A 17,867-nucleotide genomic window follows, 5' to 3' on the forward strand; every position below is an offset into this window, starting at 1 on the left:
CCCCAGATGACGGCAACGATCGCGCTGGTCGACGACGACCGCAACATCCTGACCTCCGTGTCGATCGCGCTGCAGACCGAGGGCTTCGTCACGCGCGTCTATTCGGATGGCGAGACGGCGTTGAAGGCGCTGACCGACAACCCTCCGGACCTCGCGGTATTCGACATCAAGATGCCGCGGATGGACGGGCTCGAACTGCTCCGTCGGCTGCGCGAGAAGAGCCAGATCCCGGTGATCTTCCTCACCAGCAAAGACGACGAACTCGACGAGGCGCTCGGCCTCGCGATGGGCGCGGACGACTATATCGCCAAGCCGTTCTCGCAGCGGCTGTTGATCGCCCGCATCCGTGCGATCCTGCGCCGTACCGAACTGACGCAATCGCCGGGCACCGAGACCGAGGCGGAAGCTGCCGGACCACTCGATCGCGGACGGCTCAGCATGGACCCGGCGCGGCATCGCACGCTGTGGGGTGGCGAACCAGTTACGCTTACCGTCACCGAATTCATGATCCTCGAGACGCTCGCGCAGCGTCCCGGGATCGTAAAAACGCGCAACCAGCTAATGGATGCCGCGTATCAGGACGACATCTATGTCGATGACCGGACCATCGACAGCCACATAAAACGACTCCGCCGTAAGTTCAGGCAGGTCGATCCAGCCTTCGACGCTATCGAGACATTATATGGTGCCGGGTATCGATTTTCTGAGGAATGAGCTCGGCGTCGACGGCCGCGATCTTACGCTGCGGTGGTCGGGGCAGATCTCGCTCACGCGGCGGATCCTGGCGGTCAACATCTTCGCGTTGCTGCTGCTTGCGGGCGGGTTCTTCTATCTTGATTCGTATCGCAGCCGGGTGGTCGACAACCGGGTTGCGCAGACGGCGCGCGAAGCGCGGCTGATCGGCGAGGCGATCGCCGCGGTCGATCCGGCGTTGCGCGATCCGCTGGTGCTGAGGCTCGCGCGCGATACGGGGTCGCGGATCCGGTTGTTCGATGCGGGCGGGCGGACGATCGCCGACAGCCGCGCTCTGGGCTTGCGCAACTTTGTGCTGATGGACCCCGACAAGGAAGACTGGGACCAGACGATCGCCCGCTTTCTCGACGCGTCGATCGACGTGATCGTAATGGCGCCCCGCCCGCCGCTCTACCGCGAGCGCAGCGGTACGCAGCAATGGCCCGACGTGAGCGCAGTCCGCGGACGCAGCGCCGTCTCCACGACGGTCTGGCGCGCGCCCGACCGCACGCCCGTGCTGACTGCCGCCGCGCCGCTCCGCGCTGGCGGGGTCGTGATGACGACGGTCAACGCACGCGACATCACGAAGACGGTGCGGATCGAGCGGTTCCGGCTCAGCATGGTGCTGCTCGGCGTGTCGATCGTCTCGGTCCTGCTGTCGCTGTTCCTCGCCCGCACGATCGTCCGCCCGCTTCGTCGTCTCGCCCGGGCGGCGGTGCGAGTCAGGTTAGGTCGTGCACGTGAAGTCGTCGTGCCGCGCCTCCCTTCGCGCCGTGACGAACTCGGCATGCTCGCGCGCGCGCTTTCGGACATGAGTCTCGCACTCCGCGCTCGCATCGACGCGACCGAGGCATTCGCCGCCGACGTTACGCACGAGATGAAGAACCCCCTCGCCTCGCTCCGGTCCGCGGTGGAGGGATTGTCGCGCGTGAAGGACCCGGCGCTTCAGGCGCAGTTGCTCGCGATCGTCCGCGACGACGTTCACCGGCTAGACCGACTGCTCTCCGATATTTCCGAAGCCTCCCGACTCGACGCCCAGCTCAGCCGCGCCAAGTTCGAGCCGGTCGACATCGCCGCGATGATCGACGGCTTGGTCGCGCAACGCGATGCGCGTGGTGTGGAGCGCGGCATCCGCCTCCGGTTCGATCGCAACCCCGACGATCGAACGATCATACTCGGCGAAGGCGCGCGGCTCGAACGCGTGTTCGAGAACCTGATCGACAACGCGCTGTCCTTCTCGCCCGACGCCGGCCTGATCGCGATCTCCGCAATCTGCGAGGGCGAGGACCTCGTCATCCGGGTCGAGGACGAGGGTCCCGGCGTTCCCGAAGACGCGCGCGAAGACGTGTTCAAGCGCTTCCACTCGGTCCGTCCGGACAGCGAGACATTCGGCCAGCATTCCGGGCTGGGCCTCGCGATCGCGCGCACCATCGTCGACGGACACCAGGGCGCGATCTTCGTCGAATCGCGTGAGGACAGGCTCGATGGCGCGCGCTTCGTCGTAAGGCTACCGCTCGCCGAATTGCCGGAGTAAGGACGCCGCGTGGTCGTCCCCTCCTCCGACAGGCTCCACGCCACCACGGTCGCCATCGACGGCATGGCCGTGTTGATCGAGGGCGCATCGGGATCGGGCAAGTCCGACCTCGCGTTGCGCCTAATCGATCGTGGCGCAATCCTCGTCAGCGACGACCAGACGCTCGTGGTGCGCGCGGGCGCAACCTTGCTCGCGCGTGCACCGACGACGATCGCCGGACGGATCGAAGTCCGCGGGATCGGCATCGTCGCCATGCCGTACGTCGAGGACGTTCCCGTCGGGCTCCTCGTCCGCGTCGATGGCGCGGTCGAACGGATGCCCGAACGCCGCGTATGTAACATTGCCGGGATCGACGTCCGCCAGTTCGCGGTCGATCCCTTCGAAGCCTCCGCCCCAATCAAGGTCGAACTCGCATTGCGCAATCCGGAGCCCATAGAATGACGCGTCCCAAGGACATCCTGCTCGTCACCGGCATGTCCGGGGCGGGCAAGTCGACCGTCCTCAAGACGCTGGAGGATCTCGGCTGGGAAGTGGTCGACAACCTCCCGCTGTTGCTGCTCGATCGCCTGCTCGACGCACCGCTCCCCGAAGGATCGACCAACGACTCGCAGCCGCTCGCGATCGGCATCGGCGCCCGCACGCGCGACTTCGACCCCGAACGGATCGTCGGCCGCATCCGTGATCTCCGGGACCGTCATGGGCTCGAGATCGGAATGCTGTTCCTCGACTGCTCGGGCGCCGAACTCGAACGCCGCTACTCCGAGACCCGCCGCCGTCATCCACTCGCACTAGACCGTCCCGCAAACGACGGGATCAGCCGCGAGCGCGAGCTGCTCGCGCCACTTCGCGACTGGGCGAACCGCCTGATCGATACGACCGACATGGCCGCCAACGAACTCGCGCAACAGATCCGCGCGAGCTTTGCCGGCGGGGAACTCGGCGCGCCGACGCTGTCGATTCGCTCGTTCGGTTTCGCCCGCGGCCTGCCCCGCAACGCCGACCTCGTGTTCGACATGCGCTTTCTGCGCAATCCGCACTGGGACCCGGAGTTGCGCCCCGGCACCGGGCTCGACGCCGACGTCTCTGCCTACATCATGGACGACCCCGCCTACGAGGCGGCCGTAAGTCGGATCGAGGAGCTGCTAATGCTGTTGCTTCCGCGCTACAGGGCGGAGGGCAAGTCCTATGTCACGGTCGCGTTCGGGTGTACCGGAGGGAGACACCGGTCGGTCCACGTCGCCGACCGCGTGGCGCGACGGTTGCGCGACGCGGGATTTTCCCCCAGTATCGCACACCGCGACCTGGGGGCCGCTCCACAAGATGCGCTCGAAGGATCACCGGTCGTCTTATGAGTATGAAACGCTGACATGATCGGCCTTGTTCTGGTAACGCACGGTCGATTGGCCGAGGAATTCGTTCGCGCGATGATCCACGTCGTCGGCCCGCAGGAACGCGTCGCGCCGATTGCGATCGGTCCCGACGACGACATGGAGGAGCGCCGCGCGGATATCGCCGCCGCCATCCAGGCGGTCGATGTCGGGCGCGGCGTGATCGTGCTGACCGATCTGTTCGGCGGCACGCCCTCCAATCTCGCCATCTCGCTGATGGAGCGCGGCCGGATCGAAGTGATTGCGGGCATGAACCTGCCGATGCTGATCCGGCTCGGGTCGGCGCGGAAATCGATGACCGTCGTCGCGGCGGTCGCGGCGGCGCGTGAGGCTGGGCGCAAATACATTTCGGTAGCCTCCGAGGTTCTCGGCGAGGCTGCGGCGTGAGCGAGGTCTCTCGTACCGTCCAGATCACCAACCGCCGTGGGCTCCACGCGCGCGCGAGTGCGAAGTTCGTGACGCTCGCGTCGTCGCATCCGGTCGAGGTCAGCGTGACCAAGGACGGGTCGGATCACGTCACCGGCACGTCGATTATGGGGCTGATGATGCTCGGCGCGGCGATGGGCGACGCGATCACGATCAGCGCGACCGGCGACGGCGCGGAACATACGGTCGCCGCGCTCGCCGAACTGGTCGAGGCGAAGTTCGGCGAGGATTGACCGTCTTTCTCCCCTCCCGCTTGCGGGAGGGGTCGGGGGAGGGCATGAGCGACGGCGTGTTTACAAACCCCTCCCCCAACCCCTCCCGCAAGCGGAAGGGGCGCTAGATGCCCCGCGAGATAACCGCCTTTTCGAACCCACTGATCAAGTACGTCCGCGACCTGCGCGACAAACGGCATCGGCGTGCGGCCAAGCAGTTCCTCGCCGAGGGTCTGCGGATCCTCACCGAAGCGCGCGAGACTGGTCGCCTGCCCCGTACGCTGTTCTATGCTGCGGCGAGTGCGAACCATCCGCTCGTCCACGCGCTGTCGATGGACGTCGAGGATGCCGGCGGTGATTCGATCCAGACCACGCCGGACATTCTCTCGAAGCTGTCGGGCAAGGACAACCCGCAGGCTGTCGTTGGCGTATTCGACGAGTTCGACGCGACGCTCGAAGACCTCGATCGCACGACGTCGGGCATCTGGCTGGTCGCCGAACGGTTGCGCGATCCGGGCAATCTCGGCACGATCCTGCGCACCGGCGATGCGGTCGGCGCGGGCGGTCTGATCCTGATCGGCGAGTCGGTCGATCCCTTCTCGGTCGAGGCGGTCCGCGCGAGCATGGGCGCCCTGTTCACAATTCCCGTGGTGAAGACCGAATGGGAGCCGTTCCACGCCTGGCTTCGGACCGGCCCCGGCCAGCTCGTTGGTCTCAGCCTCGACACCGACACCGATTACCGGGCGGCCACTTATACCGGCCCGACCTTCCTACTGACGGGTAACGAAGCGCAGGGCATGCCGCCCGAGATGGCCGAGGCGTGCGACGTGCTCGTCAAGATCCCGATGCTCGGCAAGGCGGACAGCCTCAACGCTGCGGTCGCGACCGCGGTGATGGCCTATGAAGTGCTGGCCCGGCAGGAAAAATCCCCTCCCCTGGCCTGAAAGGTTAATTTTGCCCGATTGGCGATGCTTAGCGAGTCCGGTTCAGCTAAGGGAGAGCTACGTCGTGCGAAAGCATCGACCAGATACAAGACAGGACGATTATGGCTCGCGGTTTCGATGATGGACGAATGAAGACTGGCGTGATCCGGTCGGTGCTCGCGGCAACACCGCTGTTGATGGCAACCCCGTCGTTCGCGCAGGTTACGCCGCCGCCGGTCGTCCCGACCACGCCCGCTGCGATGCCAACGCCGACGCTCGCGCCGCCGGTGATCACCGTGCCGCCGCTGAGCGATACGCAGGCCGCGCTGCTCGACAGGCTGCTCAACGGCGACATCGTCGCGCAGGGCCTGAAGTCGGCCGCAACCGCGTCGACCACCGCGCCGAGCAAGGACGAACTCGTCCGCGCGGCACTCGACCATGCCCGCGCGGTGCATGCCGGGCGGCTGAGCGAAGCCGACTTTCAGCGGGATTGGGGCCTGCGTCCGCCGGCGTACGATCCGACGCCTGCCTTTGCCGATGCCGTGCGGCTCGACCGGATCGCGGCATGGTTCGCGTCGTTACCGCCGCCCTATGCGGGGTATGACGGCCTGCGGAAGGGCCTCCAGAATTATCGGTCGATCGCGTCGGCCGGCGGCTGGGCACCGCTTGCCTCCGGTCCCGACTTCACGATCGGCGCGACCGGTCCTCGCGTGATCGCGCTGCGTAAGCGTCTCGCGGCGGAGGACAAGGACGTTGCGACGAGCGGCGACCGGTTCGACGCGCCGCTGGTGGAAGCGGTACGCCGCGCGCAGCGTCGCTATGGCCTCAACCCCAGCGGGATCGTGTCGACGCAAACGCTCGCCGCGCTCAATGTCACCGCAGGCGACCGCGTACGCCAGATCATGGCGAACATGGAACGCTGGCGCTGGCTGCCGCAGGACCTGCCGCGCGATCGTATCCAGGTGAATATCGCTGCGGCCGTGCTGACGGTGTTCGACGGCGATACGCCGGTGCAGTCGATGCGCGCGGTGACGGGGCGCCCCGGCGACGAGACGCCGATGCTGTCCTCGACGATCCACAGCATCGTCATCAATCCGCCGTGGAACGTGCCGACGTCGATCGCGACCAAGGAACTGTGGCCGAAGGAAAAGGCCAACCCGGGCTATTTCAAGCGCAACGGCATCAAGGTGATCGACGGCACGCGGCTTCAGCAGCAGGCCGGCGACCAGAGCGCGCTGGGCCGGTTCAAGTTCGATTTCGCTAACGACTATTCGGTCTATCTCCACGATACACCGAGCCGTGCGAAGTTCGCGAGCTTCAGCCGGCTTGCGAGCCATGGCTGCGTTCGCCTTGAAAAGCCTGCGGAACTCGCCGACCTGCTGCTCAAGGGCGATCCGTCCTGGACGCCCGAGATGGTCGACGCCGCGGTCGCCAAGGGTGACACGGTCCGTGCCCGTTTGGTAAAGCCGGTGTCGGTGTACCTGCTGTATTGGACCGCGTTTGCCAGCGGCAACGGCCAGATGAACTTCCGCGCCGATCCCTATAACTGGGACGGCACCCTCGCTTCCAAGATCGAGGCGCGCACCGCTCGCCAGACGATCGCCGCTCGTTGAGAGGACCAGACATGACGATTTCCAACCGCACGCGTACCGCCATTGCCGGCGGCCTGCTTGCCGCGATGGCCATGGCAGGCTGCTCGCGCTCGGAGCCCGACCAGCCGCCGACCGATACCAACATGGTTGAGGATACCGGTGTGACCGAGTCCGAAGCCGCGCCGACGCCCGCGCCGGCGCCGGTCGAGACTGCACCGGTCGAGACTCCTCCGACGGTGAACGCGGTCGAGCCCGAACGCGAACCGCCAGTCGCGCCCGACGAGCAGATGCGCGACGATGCCGATGCGACGGGCATGACCGCGCGTGTAACGCGCGATGAGGCCCCGGCCGAGAACGACACCGTTCCTCAGCAGTAAGCAAAACCATTCTACAACAGCGGCTTGGCAGCGTTACCTCGGTGAAGCTGCCAAGCCTGTACGCTGCTGGACGTTAGTCGAGCAGCAGGGGCGCGTGGCGATCGACCAGCGTCTCGCTCGCCGTGTTCAGCCCGACGACTTCGACGGTCGTGCCGTGACGCCGCAGCTTCGCCACCACATCCTCCAGCGCCGCTACAGCGGTGACATCCCATAGATGCGCACGCGTCAGGTCGATCCGCACTGCCCGCGCGGTCTCGCGAAGATCGAAGCGATCCGCGAAGATATCCGCACTGGCGAAGAACACCTGCCCGCCGACACGATAGATTCGCGTGTCGCTCGCCGCGTCGTGCTCGACCGTGACGTCCATCAGCCGCGTGACCTTCCATGCGAAGAACACGCCGCTGAGCAGTACGCCGACACCGACGCCGAGCGACAGGTCGTGCGTCGCGACGGTGACAACCACGGTCGCGACCATCACCACGCTCGACATCTTGGGATGCCGCGCAAGGTCGCGGATCGAGCCCCAGGAGAAGGTGCTGATCGACACCATGATCATGATCGCGACCAGCGCCGCGACCGGCACCTGCGCGACCCAAGGCCTGAGCGGTACCATGACAACCAGCAGGAACACGCCTGCGACCAGCGTCGACAGCCGTCCTCGCCCGCCATAGCGGACGTTGCCGACGGTCTGGCCGATCATGCCGCAACCGGCGATGCCACCGAATGCGCCCGCGGCGATGTTGGCGAGGCCCAGCCCGGTGCACTCGCGCGCCTTCGAACTCGTCGTCTCGGTCAGCTCGTCGACCACGCTGGCGGTCATCATCGATTCGAGCAACCCGACCGCGGCCATCGCCAGCGCATAGGGGGCGACGATCCGCAACGTGTCCCAGGTGAATGGCACGTCGGGGATCCCGAACGACGGCAGCGTGGAGGGCAGCTTGCCGAGATCGCCGACCGTCTTGAGGGGCATCGGCACCCACATCGCGATCGCGGTCAGCACGACGATGCAGATCAGCGGCGACGGGATGGCGTTCGAGATGCGCGGCATGAGGTAGATGATCGCGAGACCACCGGCGATCATCGCATAGGCCGGCCAACTGACGCCGACCATCTGCGGCACCTGCGCGGAGAAGATCAGGATTGCGAGTGCGTTGACGAACCCGGTGCGGACCGACTTCGAGACGAACCGCATCAGCACGTCGAGCTTGGCGAGCCCGAACGCGATCTGGAGCAGCCCTGCGAGCATCGTCGCGACCAGCAGGTATTGCAGGCCGTGGGCGTGGACCAGCGCGGCGGCTACCAGCGCAACAGAGCCGGCCGCGCCGGAGATCATAGCTGGGCGCCCGCCGGCAAAGGCGATGACGATGCCGATCACGAACGACGCGAACAGGCCGACTTCGGGATCGATGCCCGCGACGAACGAGAACGCGATGACTTCGGGGATAAGCGCGAACGTGCCCACCATGCCGGCGAGGATGTCGCGGCGTGCGGCGGTCGGGCCGCTGAACCATTCGGCTCGGTAACGAGAAAGAGATAAGGATGTCATGGATGTATCCGCATAGGACGCACGAACCGCGGCGCTGTCTTGGCAGGCGGTTCACTTCAGAGGCGTCGTTGCGTTGTCCGGCGGATCGGCGGCCGGAATAGCCACCCGGAATTGCACCGGGTCCAGGGCGAATGGGTGCTCGTTAGCGGCGCGTGAGGCTCTATGCAACATTCGGCCCAGCCCCCCGCCCGTCATCCTGACTTTTGTCAGGATGACGGAGCGTTTGAAGCGAGTTCGACCTCTCCTAAGTGAACAGATCCACCACCTCGGTCCCCTCGCCTACCGCCTGCAGCAGCAAGGTACGGTGGCAATGGCACGGGTCTCGTTCGTAACAGAGCAGCGCGCTCGGCTTCTCCGCCGCCAGCCCGAGCATCATCGCTGCGGCCGCCTGCGCCTCGGGAAGCTCGAGCTGTTCGTCATACACCGCGGTCAACGTCGCGACGTCGCCCTTCTTGGCCGCATCACGTCCACGCTTCGGCGTCCCAAGCGCCTTCAGGTGCACGTAATCGATCTCGACCTCGCGTAACGAAGCGGCAAGCGAGGTCTTCGAAAAGCCTGGTCGCCGCGACAGCGGGAGCGCGCGGACGTCGATCACCCGCTCCACCCCCGCCGCCTTCAATGCCGCGAGGAAATCGGCCATCGTCGTGGCCTCATAGCCGATCGTGAAGATCTTCGTCGGGTCTGTCATGCAGGCGAAGTGGTATTGCGGACCTGACACGGCAAGCGTCCGACGCTATCTGACCCGAATGACCCACGATATCCATGTCATCGGCGGCGGGCTCGCCGGTTCCGAAGCCGCCTGGCAACTTGCCGAAGCCGGCCTCAAGGTCCGCCTGTCCGAAATGCGCGGCGGCGGTGAAGAAACGCCTGCGCACCAGACCGACGGCCTCGCCGAACTCGTTTGTTCGAACAGTTTTCGGTCGGACGATGCCGAAGCCAACGCGGTTGGGCTGCTCCATCAGGAGCTGCGCACGCTTAACTCGCTGATCATGCGGCAGGCGGACGTTCACCGCGTCCCCGCCGGCTCCGCGCTCGCCGTCGACCGCGATAATTTCTCGGCCAGCGTGACGGAGGCTATCGACCAGCACCCGAACATTACGCTCATTCGCGAACGCATCGACGCACTGCCGGATGGCCCGACGATCATCGCCACCGGTCCCCTCACCGCCGCCTCGCTTGCCGCGGGTATCGGCGCGGAGACCGGCCGTGAGGCGCTGGCGTTCTTCGACGCGCTCGCGCCCATCGTCCACCGCGATTCGATCGACATGGACACGGCTTGGTTCGCGTCGCGCTGGGACAAGGGTGAGGGCAAGGATTACATCAACTGCCCGATGGACAAGGACCAGTATCTGGCCTTCCACCAGGGCCTGATCGACGGCGAGAAGACCCCGTTCAAGGAGTGGGAGAAAGACACGCCCTATTTCGACGGCTGCATGCCGATCGAGGTGATGGCGGAGCGCGGCGTCGATACACTGCGCTATGGCCCGATGAAGCCGGTCGGGCTCGACAACCCGAAGACCGGGCGCTGGCCGCACGCCGTCGTCCAGCTTCGCCAGGACAATGCGCAGGGCACGCTGTGGAACATCGTCGGCTTCCAGACCAAGATGAAGCACGCCGACCAGGTCCGCCTGTTCCGGACGATCCCCGGCCTAGAGAACGCCGAGTTCGCGCGGCTGGGCGGACTGCATCGCAACACCTTCATCCGCTCGCCCGAACTGCTCGATGAGACGCTGCGGTTGAAGTCGCGCCCGAACATCCGGTTCGCCGGCCAGATCACCGGTTGCGAAGGCTATATCGAGAGCTGCGGGATCGGCATGCTCGCGGGGCTGTTCGCGGCGGCCGAACTCACCGGCAAGACGCTCACGCCTCCGCCGTATGCGACGGCACTCGGTGCACTGCTCGGCCACATCACCGGTGGCGCAGAGGTCGAGACGTATCAGCCGATGAACGTGAACTTCGGGCTGTTCCCGCCGATCACGGGCCGCACCAAGAAGGCGGATCGCAAGCGGATGTATACCGACCGTGGCCGCGCGGCGCTCGCAGAGTGGCTCAACTCTCCTCGGCAACAGGCTGAACCGGCGGACAATTCACCCGAGCTGGCCCCTTCCGCTTGACCGCCGTCGTGGCAAATTCCGGGGCGGTCATCGCGCCGGATTTGTCACGGTCGGCGTCGGCGAACTTGGTTGTCGCCTTCACCGCCCATTCGTCGAACGACAGCTTGCCATCGCCGTCCACGTCCAGCCGCGCGTAAGCCTTGCGCCGCTGGACCAGATATTCTTCGCGCGTGATCTTCGCGTCGCGGTCCTTGTCGTAGCGATCGAACCGCTTCTGCTCGCGGGTTTTTTTCAGTCGCCTCGGGCGCGGCATCGGGTAGCGGATCCGATGTGACCGCTCCGCTGCCAACCTGTGCCACGGGTTGCGGCGGTAGTAGCGGACCAGGCCGCGCCTTCCCGCTAAAAAACATGAACCCTGCCGCGATCAACGCGATCACGGCCGCCCCACCCGCCAGATATCGCCACATCGACGCCGCCCCCATTGCCCAGCGCGCACGCTAGGCCTCGCCGCAGACGATCCCCATCCGATTGGTCAGTATCCGGTCAATCTATGCCAAGCCAACCGCACCACGCGCTTCGGACTGCCGGATCCAGCGGCTCCGGACGTCATGTCGAACCGGGCTGACACGGCAAGCGCCCCCAGAGCGCGCGCCGATGAAGGCCATCGGCCCTGCAAAGCTTGATCGAGCGCCGCTCTCGCCCGAACACGGGCCAACTCACGACCTGCCGTCTCCGTCAGCTTCTGCGCGAGATCGGCCAGCGCCCACCCCTCTCCCGCAAGGCCGATCCGGTCGTCGGTCACCGACACGATCGTCGCCGCGAGATCGAACAGACGCCGTCCACGATCGCGTGCGAAACGCTCGATCGCGCCTGCATCGAGATCGGGCTCGAGCAGCGCTTCCCAACCATCGGTCAACTTGCCCAGCATCGCGCCCGATACCCCGAATGGCAGTACCTCGTTCTGAAGTGCCGCCAGCACGGGTTCGGCGGGCGCCGGAACCGTATCGAGACGGCCGAGCGTTTCGTACCACCATGTCAGTCGCATCTGGCCTATGATCGGCTCGCGCGTCGTTCGGACGATTGCCCCCAGAGTTTCATCAAGCGAGAACAGCGTTTTGAGCGCCTGACGGGTTTCTGGGGGGGCATAGCTGAGCGCAAGCCTTTGCTCGGGATTGGGCGATATCATCCCGACGCAATAGCGAAGCGTAGGGCGCACCGCATCTATTCCCGGGCTTGTTAACCATGTTCCTTGAGCCGGGCTTACCGGATCGTCGCGCAAGGAGGCAGCGTGGTCGATACCGATCGACGTCAGGGACTTAGCATGCGCATCAATCACAGCAAACGGGCGGATACGCCGACCACCGTGCTGGGGCGGCTGAGAACGGACGTCCGCGGCAATACGCTTGCGATCATGGCGGCGTCGCTGATCCCGTTGGCGGCGCTGGCGGGATCGGCGATCGACGTGGCGCGCATGTATGTGGTCAAGGTAAGGTTGCAGCAGGCGTGCGATGCCGGCGCACTTGCCGGTCGCAAGTTCATGACGAGCAGCAACGCCACCACGCTCGACTCGACTGCAACAGCACAGGCCAACGCGTTCTTCAAAAACAACTTTCGGTTGGGCTGGCTGGGTACGAAGACCGCGGATTTTACCCCGTCCAAGACGTCCGACCAGCAGGTTGCCGGCATCGCCAAGTCGGTCGTTCCGATGACGATCATGAAGATGTTCGCAGCGCCGGACGTCACGCTCACCGTGACGTGCGAAGCGCGGTACGACGTGGCCGACACCGACGTCATGTTCATCCTCGACACGACCGGGTCGATGACCTGCGCGCCTTCCGAGACGGGTGGGTGCACGATGACCAACGAGACCTATACGCGTCCCGACGGGACTCCGGGTTATTCCTACACGGAAAAACCGACGTCACGGATCGTCGCGCTCCGCAACGCCGTCATGGTCTTCTACGACACGCTCGCCGCCAACGCCGATCCGTCGACGCATATTCGCTATGGCTTCGTGCCCTATACTTCGACGGTGAACGTCGGCGCGGCGATCACGGCGATCGACCCCAATTACCTCGTCAAGAACTGGTCCTATCAGTCGCGGCGGATCGTCGGGGATGACGCGGTCGGGAATCCGCGGTCGTCGAGCACCAGGACCTCGCAGGCGAACTGTACGGCAGCAGCAGGCCGGTATCCGCCGACTGGCTACAACAGCGCGGGCGAAGCAGTCGTTCGGAGATCGAGTTGGAGTTCATTTAACGGCGGCACGTGCACCCTGTCGGACCAGACGGTGGTTCCGCTGTGGCGCTATGCCAAGACGCCCTTGATGGACGTATCGCGGTATGTTGCCGGTGACTACGTCGCCGATCCCAGCAAGCTGAACGGCCCCAACGACAATCGGTGGCAGGGATGCATCGAGGAACGCGATACGACTTCGAGTACTTCGTTCGATCCCGCAAACTTGCCTGACGATTTGGACCCCGACTACGTGCCCGACAGCGACGCCACGCGCTGGAAGCCATTATGGCCCCAGCAATACTATTATCGGTATGATTACGACAGCATTGACGTTGGCGACCGTGATTATCCTGGATCGTTTCAGAATTACGGTGGTGATCCCGCATATCTGAAGTCAGGTTTTGTGTCGTGCGGCAAGCCGGCGCGGAGGCTCGCGCCGATGAGTCGCAACGACGTCAGCGGTTACGTCAATGCCACGGACTTTCGGGCCATTGGGGGCACGTATCACGATACCGGCATGATCTGGGGCATGCGGTTCATATCCCCGACGGGTATATTCAAGGACGATACCGCGGCCTGGCCCGGCCGCAACGCCCCCAATCGCTATATCGTGTTCATGACCGATGGCGCGATGTTACCGAACGCCAGTATTTACGGGATGTACGGCGTCGAGCGGTATGACGAACGCGTAACCGGCGGCAACTATCCCGACATGGACGATTATACTGCACGGCATAACGCCCGGTTCCTCGCAGAGTGCGACGCCGCGCGGGCTCGCAACATCCGGGTCTATGTCGTCGCGCTGGGCGATGCCATCACTAACGAGGAAAAGGCTTGCGCGACCACGACCGCGATGGCGTTCGCGCCAAAATCCGACAAGGATTTGCGGGATGTATTCCAGAATATCGCGACGCAGGTTGCGATGCTGCGGGTGTCCAAGTGACCCGGCGCCGCAAGGTCTCGTCGCTTGCACTCGATCGGACCGGTGCGACGATCATCGAGTTCGCGATCGTCCTTCCCGTCATGCTGGCGATGATCATGGGCCTGGGTGAACTGATCTATCAGACCTATGTCCAGTCCATTCTCGACGGTGCGCTTCAAAAGGCTGGACGGGATTCCGCTATCCAGGGTGGTTCGGAGAACACCGCGGTCATCGATTCCAAGGTGGCGACGATGGTGCAGAGTATCGCCGCGCAAGCGACCTTCTCCGCGACCCGCAAAAGCTACGCCAGCTTCAGTTCGGTCAATCCGGAACCGTTTACGGATACCAACGGCAACGGCGTCCGTGATCCCAAGGAATGCTTCGACGATATCAACGGGAACAACACCTATGATCTCGATCCGGGCAAGACTGGTCAGGGCGGTGCCGACGACGTCACGCTGTATACGGTCACCGTCGTCTATCCCCGCCTGTTTCCGGTCATGAGTTTCTTCGGGGTTGCGCCAACCCAGACGATTCGCGCCAAGACCCTGCTCAAGAACCAGCCCTATGCGACGCAAACCACGATTACGGTAAAGTCGGTATGCACATGACCAGAATCGCACGCGTTTGCCGATCGGCGCGCAGGTTGTCGGGCGACCGCTCGGGGCTTGCGCTGCTCGAGTTCGCGCTGTCGATGCCGATCGTTCTCGCGCTCGGCCTGTACGGCGTCGAGACGGCAAATCTTGCGCTGGCAAATCTGCGCATCAGCCAGATGGCGCTGAACCTCGCCGACAACGCGTCTCGCGTCGGCGTACAGAGTTCGCTTGCGACTGAGCAACTCCGCGAGGTCGATATCAACGACGTTCTGGCAGCGTTGCGCAACCAGGGCGCGGCGATGAAGCTATCGACGCGGGGGCGCGTGACGCTGTCGAGCCTGGAGGAACAGAACGGCAATCAGGTGATCCACTGGCAGCGCTGTCTGGGACTGAAGTCAGGGGCTGGCTATGCATCGAGCTATGGTGCCACGTCGGCGACCGACGGCACTGATGCTACTCCCGCCAACGATGGCATCGTATCCGCCGGGGGCATGGGCGACGCAGGCGCCAAGGTCATCGCGCCGCCGAATTCGGGGCTAATGTTCGTCGAGATAAACTACGACTATATGCCGGTCGTGGGTACCGCTTGGCTGCCAAGCGGCGCCACCAAGCTCCACTATATCGCGTCGTTCATCGTCAGGGACAGACGGGATTTTTCCCAGATCTTCAATCCTGCACCGGCAACCGCCGCAATCCGATCGACCTGCGACAAGTTCACGACCTGACGATGGCACACGCCGGGGCTTGTTGCGAAACCCCGGCGTATCTTCTTACTTGTACGTAACCTTCTTCACCGCCGTCACGACCTTTGCGACGTCGACCAGCATCAGCTTTTCGAGGTTCGCCGCATAGGGCATCGGCACGTCCTCGTTCGTCACGCGCAGCACCGGCGCGTCGAGGTCGTCGAAGCCGTGTTCCATCACCACCGACACGATCTCCGAGGCGATCGAGCAGGTTGCCCAATTTTCCTCGACGATGATCATGCGGTTGGTCTTGGCGAGGCTCTTCAGGACCGTCTCGGTGTCGAGCGGGCGCAGCGTGCGCAGGTCGATAACCTCTGCGTCGATGCCCTCTTCGGCAAGCTTCTCGGCGGCTTCGAGCGAAATGCCGACGCCGATCGAGTAGCTGACGATCGTGACGTCCTTGCCCTCGCGGACGATCCGCGCCTTGCCGATCGGCAGGACGTGGTTGTCGAGCTTGGGGACGTCGAAGCTGCGACCGTACATCAGCTCGTTCTCGAGGAACACGACCGGATCCTCGGTGCGGATCGCGGCCTTGAGCAGGCCCTTCGCGTCCGCCGCGTCATACGGCGCGATCACGATCAGGCCGGGGACGCTCGCATACCAGGCCGCGAAGTTGTGCGAATGCTGTGCACCCACGCGCGACGCGGCGCCGTTAGGACCACGGAACACGATCGGGCAGCGCATCTGGCCGCCCGACATGTAGTTGGTCTTGGCGGCCGAGTTGATGATGTGGTCGATCGCCTGCAACGCAAAGTTGAAGGTCATGAACTCGACGATAGGGCGAAGGCCGCCCATCGCCGCGCCCGCACCGATGCCGGCAAAACCGTATTCGGTGATCGGCGTGTCGATGACGCGACGGTCGCCGAACTCGTCGAGCAGCCCCTGCGTGACCTTGTACGCGCCCTGATACTGCGCGACTTCCTCGCCCATCACGAAGACGCGGTCGTCCTCGCGCATTTCCTCGGCCATCGCGTCGCGAAGGGCTTCGCGGACGGTCGTCTTGACCATCTCGGTGCCCTCGGGGATCGCCGGGTCGGAGATGCCGACCTTCTCGGCGGACGCGACGAGCTGCTGCGTGCCGCTCTCGGCCTTCGCAGGCGACGCGCCTTCGGGAACCGGGGGTGCCTTGTCGTCCGACGGCGTCTCCTTCGGCGCGGCGTTGGCCGCATCGCCGGAGCGTGCCTCGGTTGGCTTGCTGTCGCTCGCGCTCTCGCCCTCTTCGAGGATCGTCGCGATGACCGTGCCGACCTTCACGTTGTCGGTGCCCTCGGCGACGCTGATCGAACCGATCGTACCTTCGTCGATCGCCTCGAACTCCATCGTCGCCTTGTCGGTCTCGATCTCTGCGAGGATATCGCCCGACTTGACGCTGTCGCCTTCCTTGACGAGCCACTTGGCCAGCGTGCCCTCTTCCATCGTCGGGGAGAGCGCGGGCATCTTGATCTCGATCGCCATCAGTACTTCTCCACCAGAACGTCGGTGTAGAGCTCGGCAGCATCCGGCTCCGGGGTCTGCTCGGCGAAATCGGCGGCTTCGTTCACGATTTTCCTGATTTCCTGTTCAAGGGACTTGAGGTCCGCCTCGGTCACGCCCTGCGCATCGAGCAGCTTCTTCATGTGATCGATTGGATCCGACTTGTCGCGGACCGCCTGGACCTCGTCACGCGTGCGGTACTTGGCCGGATCGGACATCGAATGGCCACGGTAACGGTAGGTCTTCATCTCGAGAATGACCGGGCCCTTGCCCGCGCGGACCCACGCCAGCGCTTCCTCGGCAGCACCGCGGCAGGCGAGCACGTCCATGCCGTCGACCTGGATGCCGGGAATGCGGAAGCTCTCGCCGCGGCGATACAGCTGGTCCTCGGCGGAGGCGCGATTGACGCTCGTGCCCATGGCGTACTGGTTGTTCTCGATCACGAAGATGATCGGGAGCTTCCACAGCTCGGCCATGTTGAAGCTCTCGTACACCTGGCCCTGGTTCGCGGCGCCATCGCCGAAATAGGCCATGCAGATGCCGCCGTCGTTCGAATATTTGTGCTTGAACGCGAGGCCGGTGCCAAGCGACACCTGCGCACCGACGATGCCGTGGCCGCCGTAGAATTTATGCTCGGTCGAGAACATGTGCATCGACCCGCCCTTGCCCTTCGAGATACCCGAATTGCGCCCGGTCAGCTCGGCCATGATCACCTTCGGGTCGATCCCGTAGGCGAGCATGTGGCCGTGATCGCGGTAGCCGGTGATCACCGAGTCGGTCTCGCCGTTGAGCGCGGACTGCAGGCCGACAGCGACCGCTTCCTGGCCGATATACAGATGGCAGAAGCCACCGATCAGGCCCAAGCCATAGAGCTGGCCCGCTTTTTCCTCGAAACGGCGGATCAGCAGCATCTGCCGATACATTTCGAGCAGTTCGTCCTTCGACGCCTCATACGGTTTCGGTTCGGCCGGCCGTTCACGGTTGGTGATCGGCGGTTCGGCGATAGCGCGTACTGGTGGGGGGGTCTTGGCCACGATGTGGGAAACCTCGTTTTCCGTAGGGGAGTTGAGGGAGCCTATAGGCGCGGACGGGGCGGAACATCAATTCCCGT

Annotated in this window: 18 protein-coding genes, 1 pseudogene and 1 other annotated feature; of the genes and pseudogenes, 13 read left to right on the forward strand and 6 right to left on the reverse strand. The window is 64.6% G+C overall.

Annotated elements, in window-relative coordinates; translation table 11 throughout:
- The first annotated feature begins 6 nt into the window (after positions 1 to 6).
- The 9 genes from E5673_RS12540 (at position 7) to E5673_RS12580 (ending at position 7,184) form a co-directional block, all read left to right on the forward strand.
- Entirely contained in the window at positions 7 to 714 is a 708-nt protein-coding gene (locus tag E5673_RS12540; RefSeq protein ID WP_056058673.1) for a response regulator transcription factor, read from the forward strand.
- The gene (locus E5673_RS12545; RefSeq protein WP_136190266.1) at positions 683 to 2,266 is read left to right on the forward strand and encodes a stimulus-sensing domain-containing protein; all 1,584 of its coding nucleotides are present in this window, start codon (positions 683 to 685) and stop codon (positions 2,264 to 2,266) included. Before E5673_RS12540 ends, E5673_RS12545 begins: the two co-directional genes overlap by 32 nt.
- A 9-nt stretch (positions 2,267 to 2,275) precedes the next feature.
- The gene (locus E5673_RS12550) at positions 2,276 to 2,707 is read left to right on the forward strand and encodes an aldolase (protein ID WP_136190267.1); all 432 of its coding nucleotides are present in this window, start codon (positions 2,276 to 2,278) and stop codon (positions 2,705 to 2,707) included.
- Positions 2,704 to 3,618, forward strand: coding sequence for an RNase adapter RapZ (rapZ, locus tag E5673_RS12555; protein WP_056481931.1), 915 nt, complete (start codon positions 2,704 to 2,706; stop codon positions 3,616 to 3,618). The genes E5673_RS12550 and rapZ overlap by 4 nt, the downstream gene beginning before the upstream one ends.
- Positions 3,619 to 3,633: 15 nt before the next feature.
- Positions 3,634 to 4,041, forward strand: coding sequence for a PTS sugar transporter subunit IIA (locus E5673_RS12560; RefSeq protein ID WP_056058662.1), 408 nt, complete (start codon positions 3,634 to 3,636; stop codon positions 4,039 to 4,041).
- Positions 4,038 to 4,313, forward strand: coding sequence for an HPr family phosphocarrier protein (locus tag E5673_RS12565; protein ID WP_133019681.1), 276 nt, complete (start codon positions 4,038 to 4,040; stop codon positions 4,311 to 4,313). The genes E5673_RS12560 and E5673_RS12565 overlap by 4 nt, the downstream gene beginning before the upstream one ends.
- 107 nt (positions 4,314 to 4,420) lie before the next feature.
- Positions 4,421 to 5,236: an RNA methyltransferase gene (locus tag E5673_RS12570; protein ID WP_136190268.1), complete on the forward strand. Its 816-nt coding sequence runs from the start codon at positions 4,421 to 4,423 to the stop codon at positions 5,234 to 5,236.
- Between the two features lie 128 nt (positions 5,237 to 5,364).
- Positions 5,365 to 6,828, forward strand: a complete 1,464-nt coding sequence (locus tag E5673_RS12575; RefSeq protein WP_136190269.1) for a L,D-transpeptidase family protein — start codon at positions 5,365 to 5,367, stop codon at positions 6,826 to 6,828.
- Positions 6,829 to 6,839: 11 nt separating this feature from the next.
- Entirely contained in the window at positions 6,840 to 7,184 is a 345-nt protein-coding gene (locus tag E5673_RS12580; RefSeq protein WP_136190270.1) for a hypothetical protein, read from the forward strand.
- Positions 7,185 to 7,257: 73 nt separating this feature from the next.
- On the opposite strand, the gene E5673_RS12585 is transcribed toward E5673_RS12580, so the two are convergent.
- A complete protein-coding gene (locus E5673_RS12585; RefSeq protein WP_136190271.1) occupies positions 7,258 to 8,730 on the reverse strand; it encodes a SulP family inorganic anion transporter in 1,473 nt (490 codons plus the stop codon).
- A 71-nt stretch (positions 8,731 to 8,801) separates the two neighbouring features.
- Positions 8,802 to 8,857, reverse strand: a sequence feature (sul1 is cis-regulatory element that is thought to sense ions involved in sulfur or methionine metabolism; They are found in Alphaproteobacteria).
- A 117-nt stretch (positions 8,858 to 8,974) separates the two neighbouring features.
- Entirely contained in the window at positions 8,975 to 9,418 is a 444-nt protein-coding gene (locus tag E5673_RS12590; RefSeq protein ID WP_136190272.1) for a DUF488 domain-containing protein, read from the reverse strand.
- A gap of 58 nt (positions 9,419 to 9,476) precedes the next feature.
- Between E5673_RS12590 and trmFO the strand changes: the two genes are divergently transcribed.
- Complete coding sequence (gene trmFO, locus E5673_RS12595) at positions 9,477 to 10,844, forward strand: methylenetetrahydrofolate--tRNA-(uracil(54)-C(5))-methyltransferase (FADH(2)-oxidizing) TrmFO (RefSeq protein WP_136190273.1); 1,368 nt, start codon at positions 9,477 to 9,479, stop codon at positions 10,842 to 10,844.
- Here the strand turns inward: trmFO and E5673_RS12600 are convergent.
- Positions 10,780 to 11,251 (reverse strand): annotated as a pseudogene (locus tag E5673_RS12600) (EF-hand domain-containing protein). The gene trmFO and the pseudogene E5673_RS12600 sit on opposite strands and share 65 nt — an antisense overlap.
- Positions 11,252 to 11,316: 65 nt before the next feature.
- The gene (locus E5673_RS12605) at positions 11,317 to 11,970 is read right to left on the reverse strand and encodes a squalene/phytoene synthase family protein (RefSeq protein WP_136190274.1); all 654 of its coding nucleotides are present in this window, start codon (positions 11,968 to 11,970) and stop codon (positions 11,317 to 11,319) included.
- Between the two features lie 135 nt (positions 11,971 to 12,105).
- On the opposite strand from E5673_RS12605, the gene E5673_RS12610 reads away from it, so the two are divergent.
- The 3 genes from E5673_RS12610 to E5673_RS12620 are packed head-to-tail and all read left to right on the forward strand — an operon-like array spanning position 12,106 to position 15,265.
- Positions 12,106 to 13,965: a Tad domain-containing protein gene (locus tag E5673_RS12610; protein WP_247599374.1), complete on the forward strand. Its 1,860-nt coding sequence runs from the start codon at positions 12,106 to 12,108 to the stop codon at positions 13,963 to 13,965.
- Positions 13,962 to 14,555, forward strand: a complete 594-nt coding sequence (locus E5673_RS12615) for a TadE/TadG family type IV pilus assembly protein (protein WP_247599375.1) — start codon at positions 13,962 to 13,964, stop codon at positions 14,553 to 14,555. Before E5673_RS12610 ends, E5673_RS12615 begins: the two co-directional genes overlap by 4 nt.
- Positions 14,552 to 15,265: a histidine kinase gene (locus tag E5673_RS12620; RefSeq protein ID WP_136190275.1), complete on the forward strand. Its 714-nt coding sequence runs from the start codon at positions 14,552 to 14,554 to the stop codon at positions 15,263 to 15,265. Before E5673_RS12615 ends, E5673_RS12620 begins: the two co-directional genes overlap by 4 nt.
- A 45-nt stretch (positions 15,266 to 15,310) precedes the next feature.
- On the opposite strand, the gene E5673_RS12625 is transcribed toward E5673_RS12620, so the two are convergent.
- Positions 15,311 to 16,738: a pyruvate dehydrogenase complex E1 component subunit beta gene (locus E5673_RS12625; RefSeq protein WP_136190276.1), complete on the reverse strand. Its 1,428-nt coding sequence runs from the start codon at positions 16,736 to 16,738 to the stop codon at positions 15,311 to 15,313.
- The gene (gene pdhA, locus E5673_RS12630; RefSeq protein WP_056475462.1) at positions 16,738 to 17,790 is read right to left on the reverse strand and encodes a pyruvate dehydrogenase (acetyl-transferring) E1 component subunit alpha; all 1,053 of its coding nucleotides are present in this window, start codon (positions 17,788 to 17,790) and stop codon (positions 16,738 to 16,740) included. The genes E5673_RS12625 and pdhA overlap by 1 nt, the downstream gene beginning before the upstream one ends.
- Positions 17,791 to 17,867 lie beyond the last annotated feature (77 nt).

The organism is Sphingomonas sp. PAMC26645, from assembly GCF_004795835.1.
In the GTDB taxonomy this organism is placed as follows: Bacteria; Pseudomonadota; Alphaproteobacteria; order Sphingomonadales; family Sphingomonadaceae; genus Sphingomonas.

Excerpts from the sequence above, each read along its gene's own strand:
- E5673_RS12540 (WP_056058673.1), top strand. The coding sequence starts at position 7 with ATGACGGCAACGATCGCGCTGGTCGACGACGACCGCAACATCCTGACC.
- E5673_RS12545 (WP_136190266.1), top strand. The coding sequence starts at position 683 with ATGGTGCCGGGTATCGATTTTCTGAGGAATGAGCTCGGCGTCGACGGC.
- rapZ (WP_056481931.1), top strand. The coding sequence starts at position 2,704 with ATGACGCGTCCCAAGGACATCCTGCTCGTCACCGGCATGTCCGGGGCG.
- E5673_RS12560 (WP_056058662.1), top strand. The coding sequence starts at position 3,634 with ATGATCGGCCTTGTTCTGGTAACGCACGGTCGATTGGCCGAGGAATTC.
- E5673_RS12570 (WP_136190268.1), top strand. The coding sequence starts at position 4,421 with ATGCCCCGCGAGATAACCGCCTTTTCGAACCCACTGATCAAGTACGTC.
- E5673_RS12575 (WP_136190269.1), top strand. The coding sequence starts at position 5,365 with ATGAAGACTGGCGTGATCCGGTCGGTGCTCGCGGCAACACCGCTGTTG.
- E5673_RS12580 (WP_136190270.1), top strand. The coding sequence starts at position 6,840 with ATGACGATTTCCAACCGCACGCGTACCGCCATTGCCGGCGGCCTGCTT.
- E5673_RS12585 (WP_136190271.1), bottom strand. The coding sequence starts at position 8,730 with ATGACATCCTTATCTCTTTCTCGTTACCGAGCCGAATGGTTCAGCGGC.
- E5673_RS12590 (WP_136190272.1), bottom strand. The coding sequence starts at position 9,418 with ATGACAGACCCGACGAAGATCTTCACGATCGGCTATGAGGCCACGACG.
- trmFO (WP_136190273.1), top strand. The coding sequence starts at position 9,477 with ATGACCCACGATATCCATGTCATCGGCGGCGGGCTCGCCGGTTCCGAA.
- E5673_RS12605 (WP_136190274.1), bottom strand. The coding sequence starts at position 11,970 with ATGATATCGCCCAATCCCGAGCAAAGGCTTGCGCTCAGCTATGCCCCC.
- E5673_RS12610 (WP_247599374.1), top strand. The coding sequence starts at position 12,106 with ATGCGCATCAATCACAGCAAACGGGCGGATACGCCGACCACCGTGCTG.
- E5673_RS12620 (WP_136190275.1), top strand. The coding sequence starts at position 14,552 with ATGACCAGAATCGCACGCGTTTGCCGATCGGCGCGCAGGTTGTCGGGC.
- E5673_RS12625 (WP_136190276.1), bottom strand. The coding sequence starts at position 16,738 with ATGGCGATCGAGATCAAGATGCCCGCGCTCTCCCCGACGATGGAAGAG.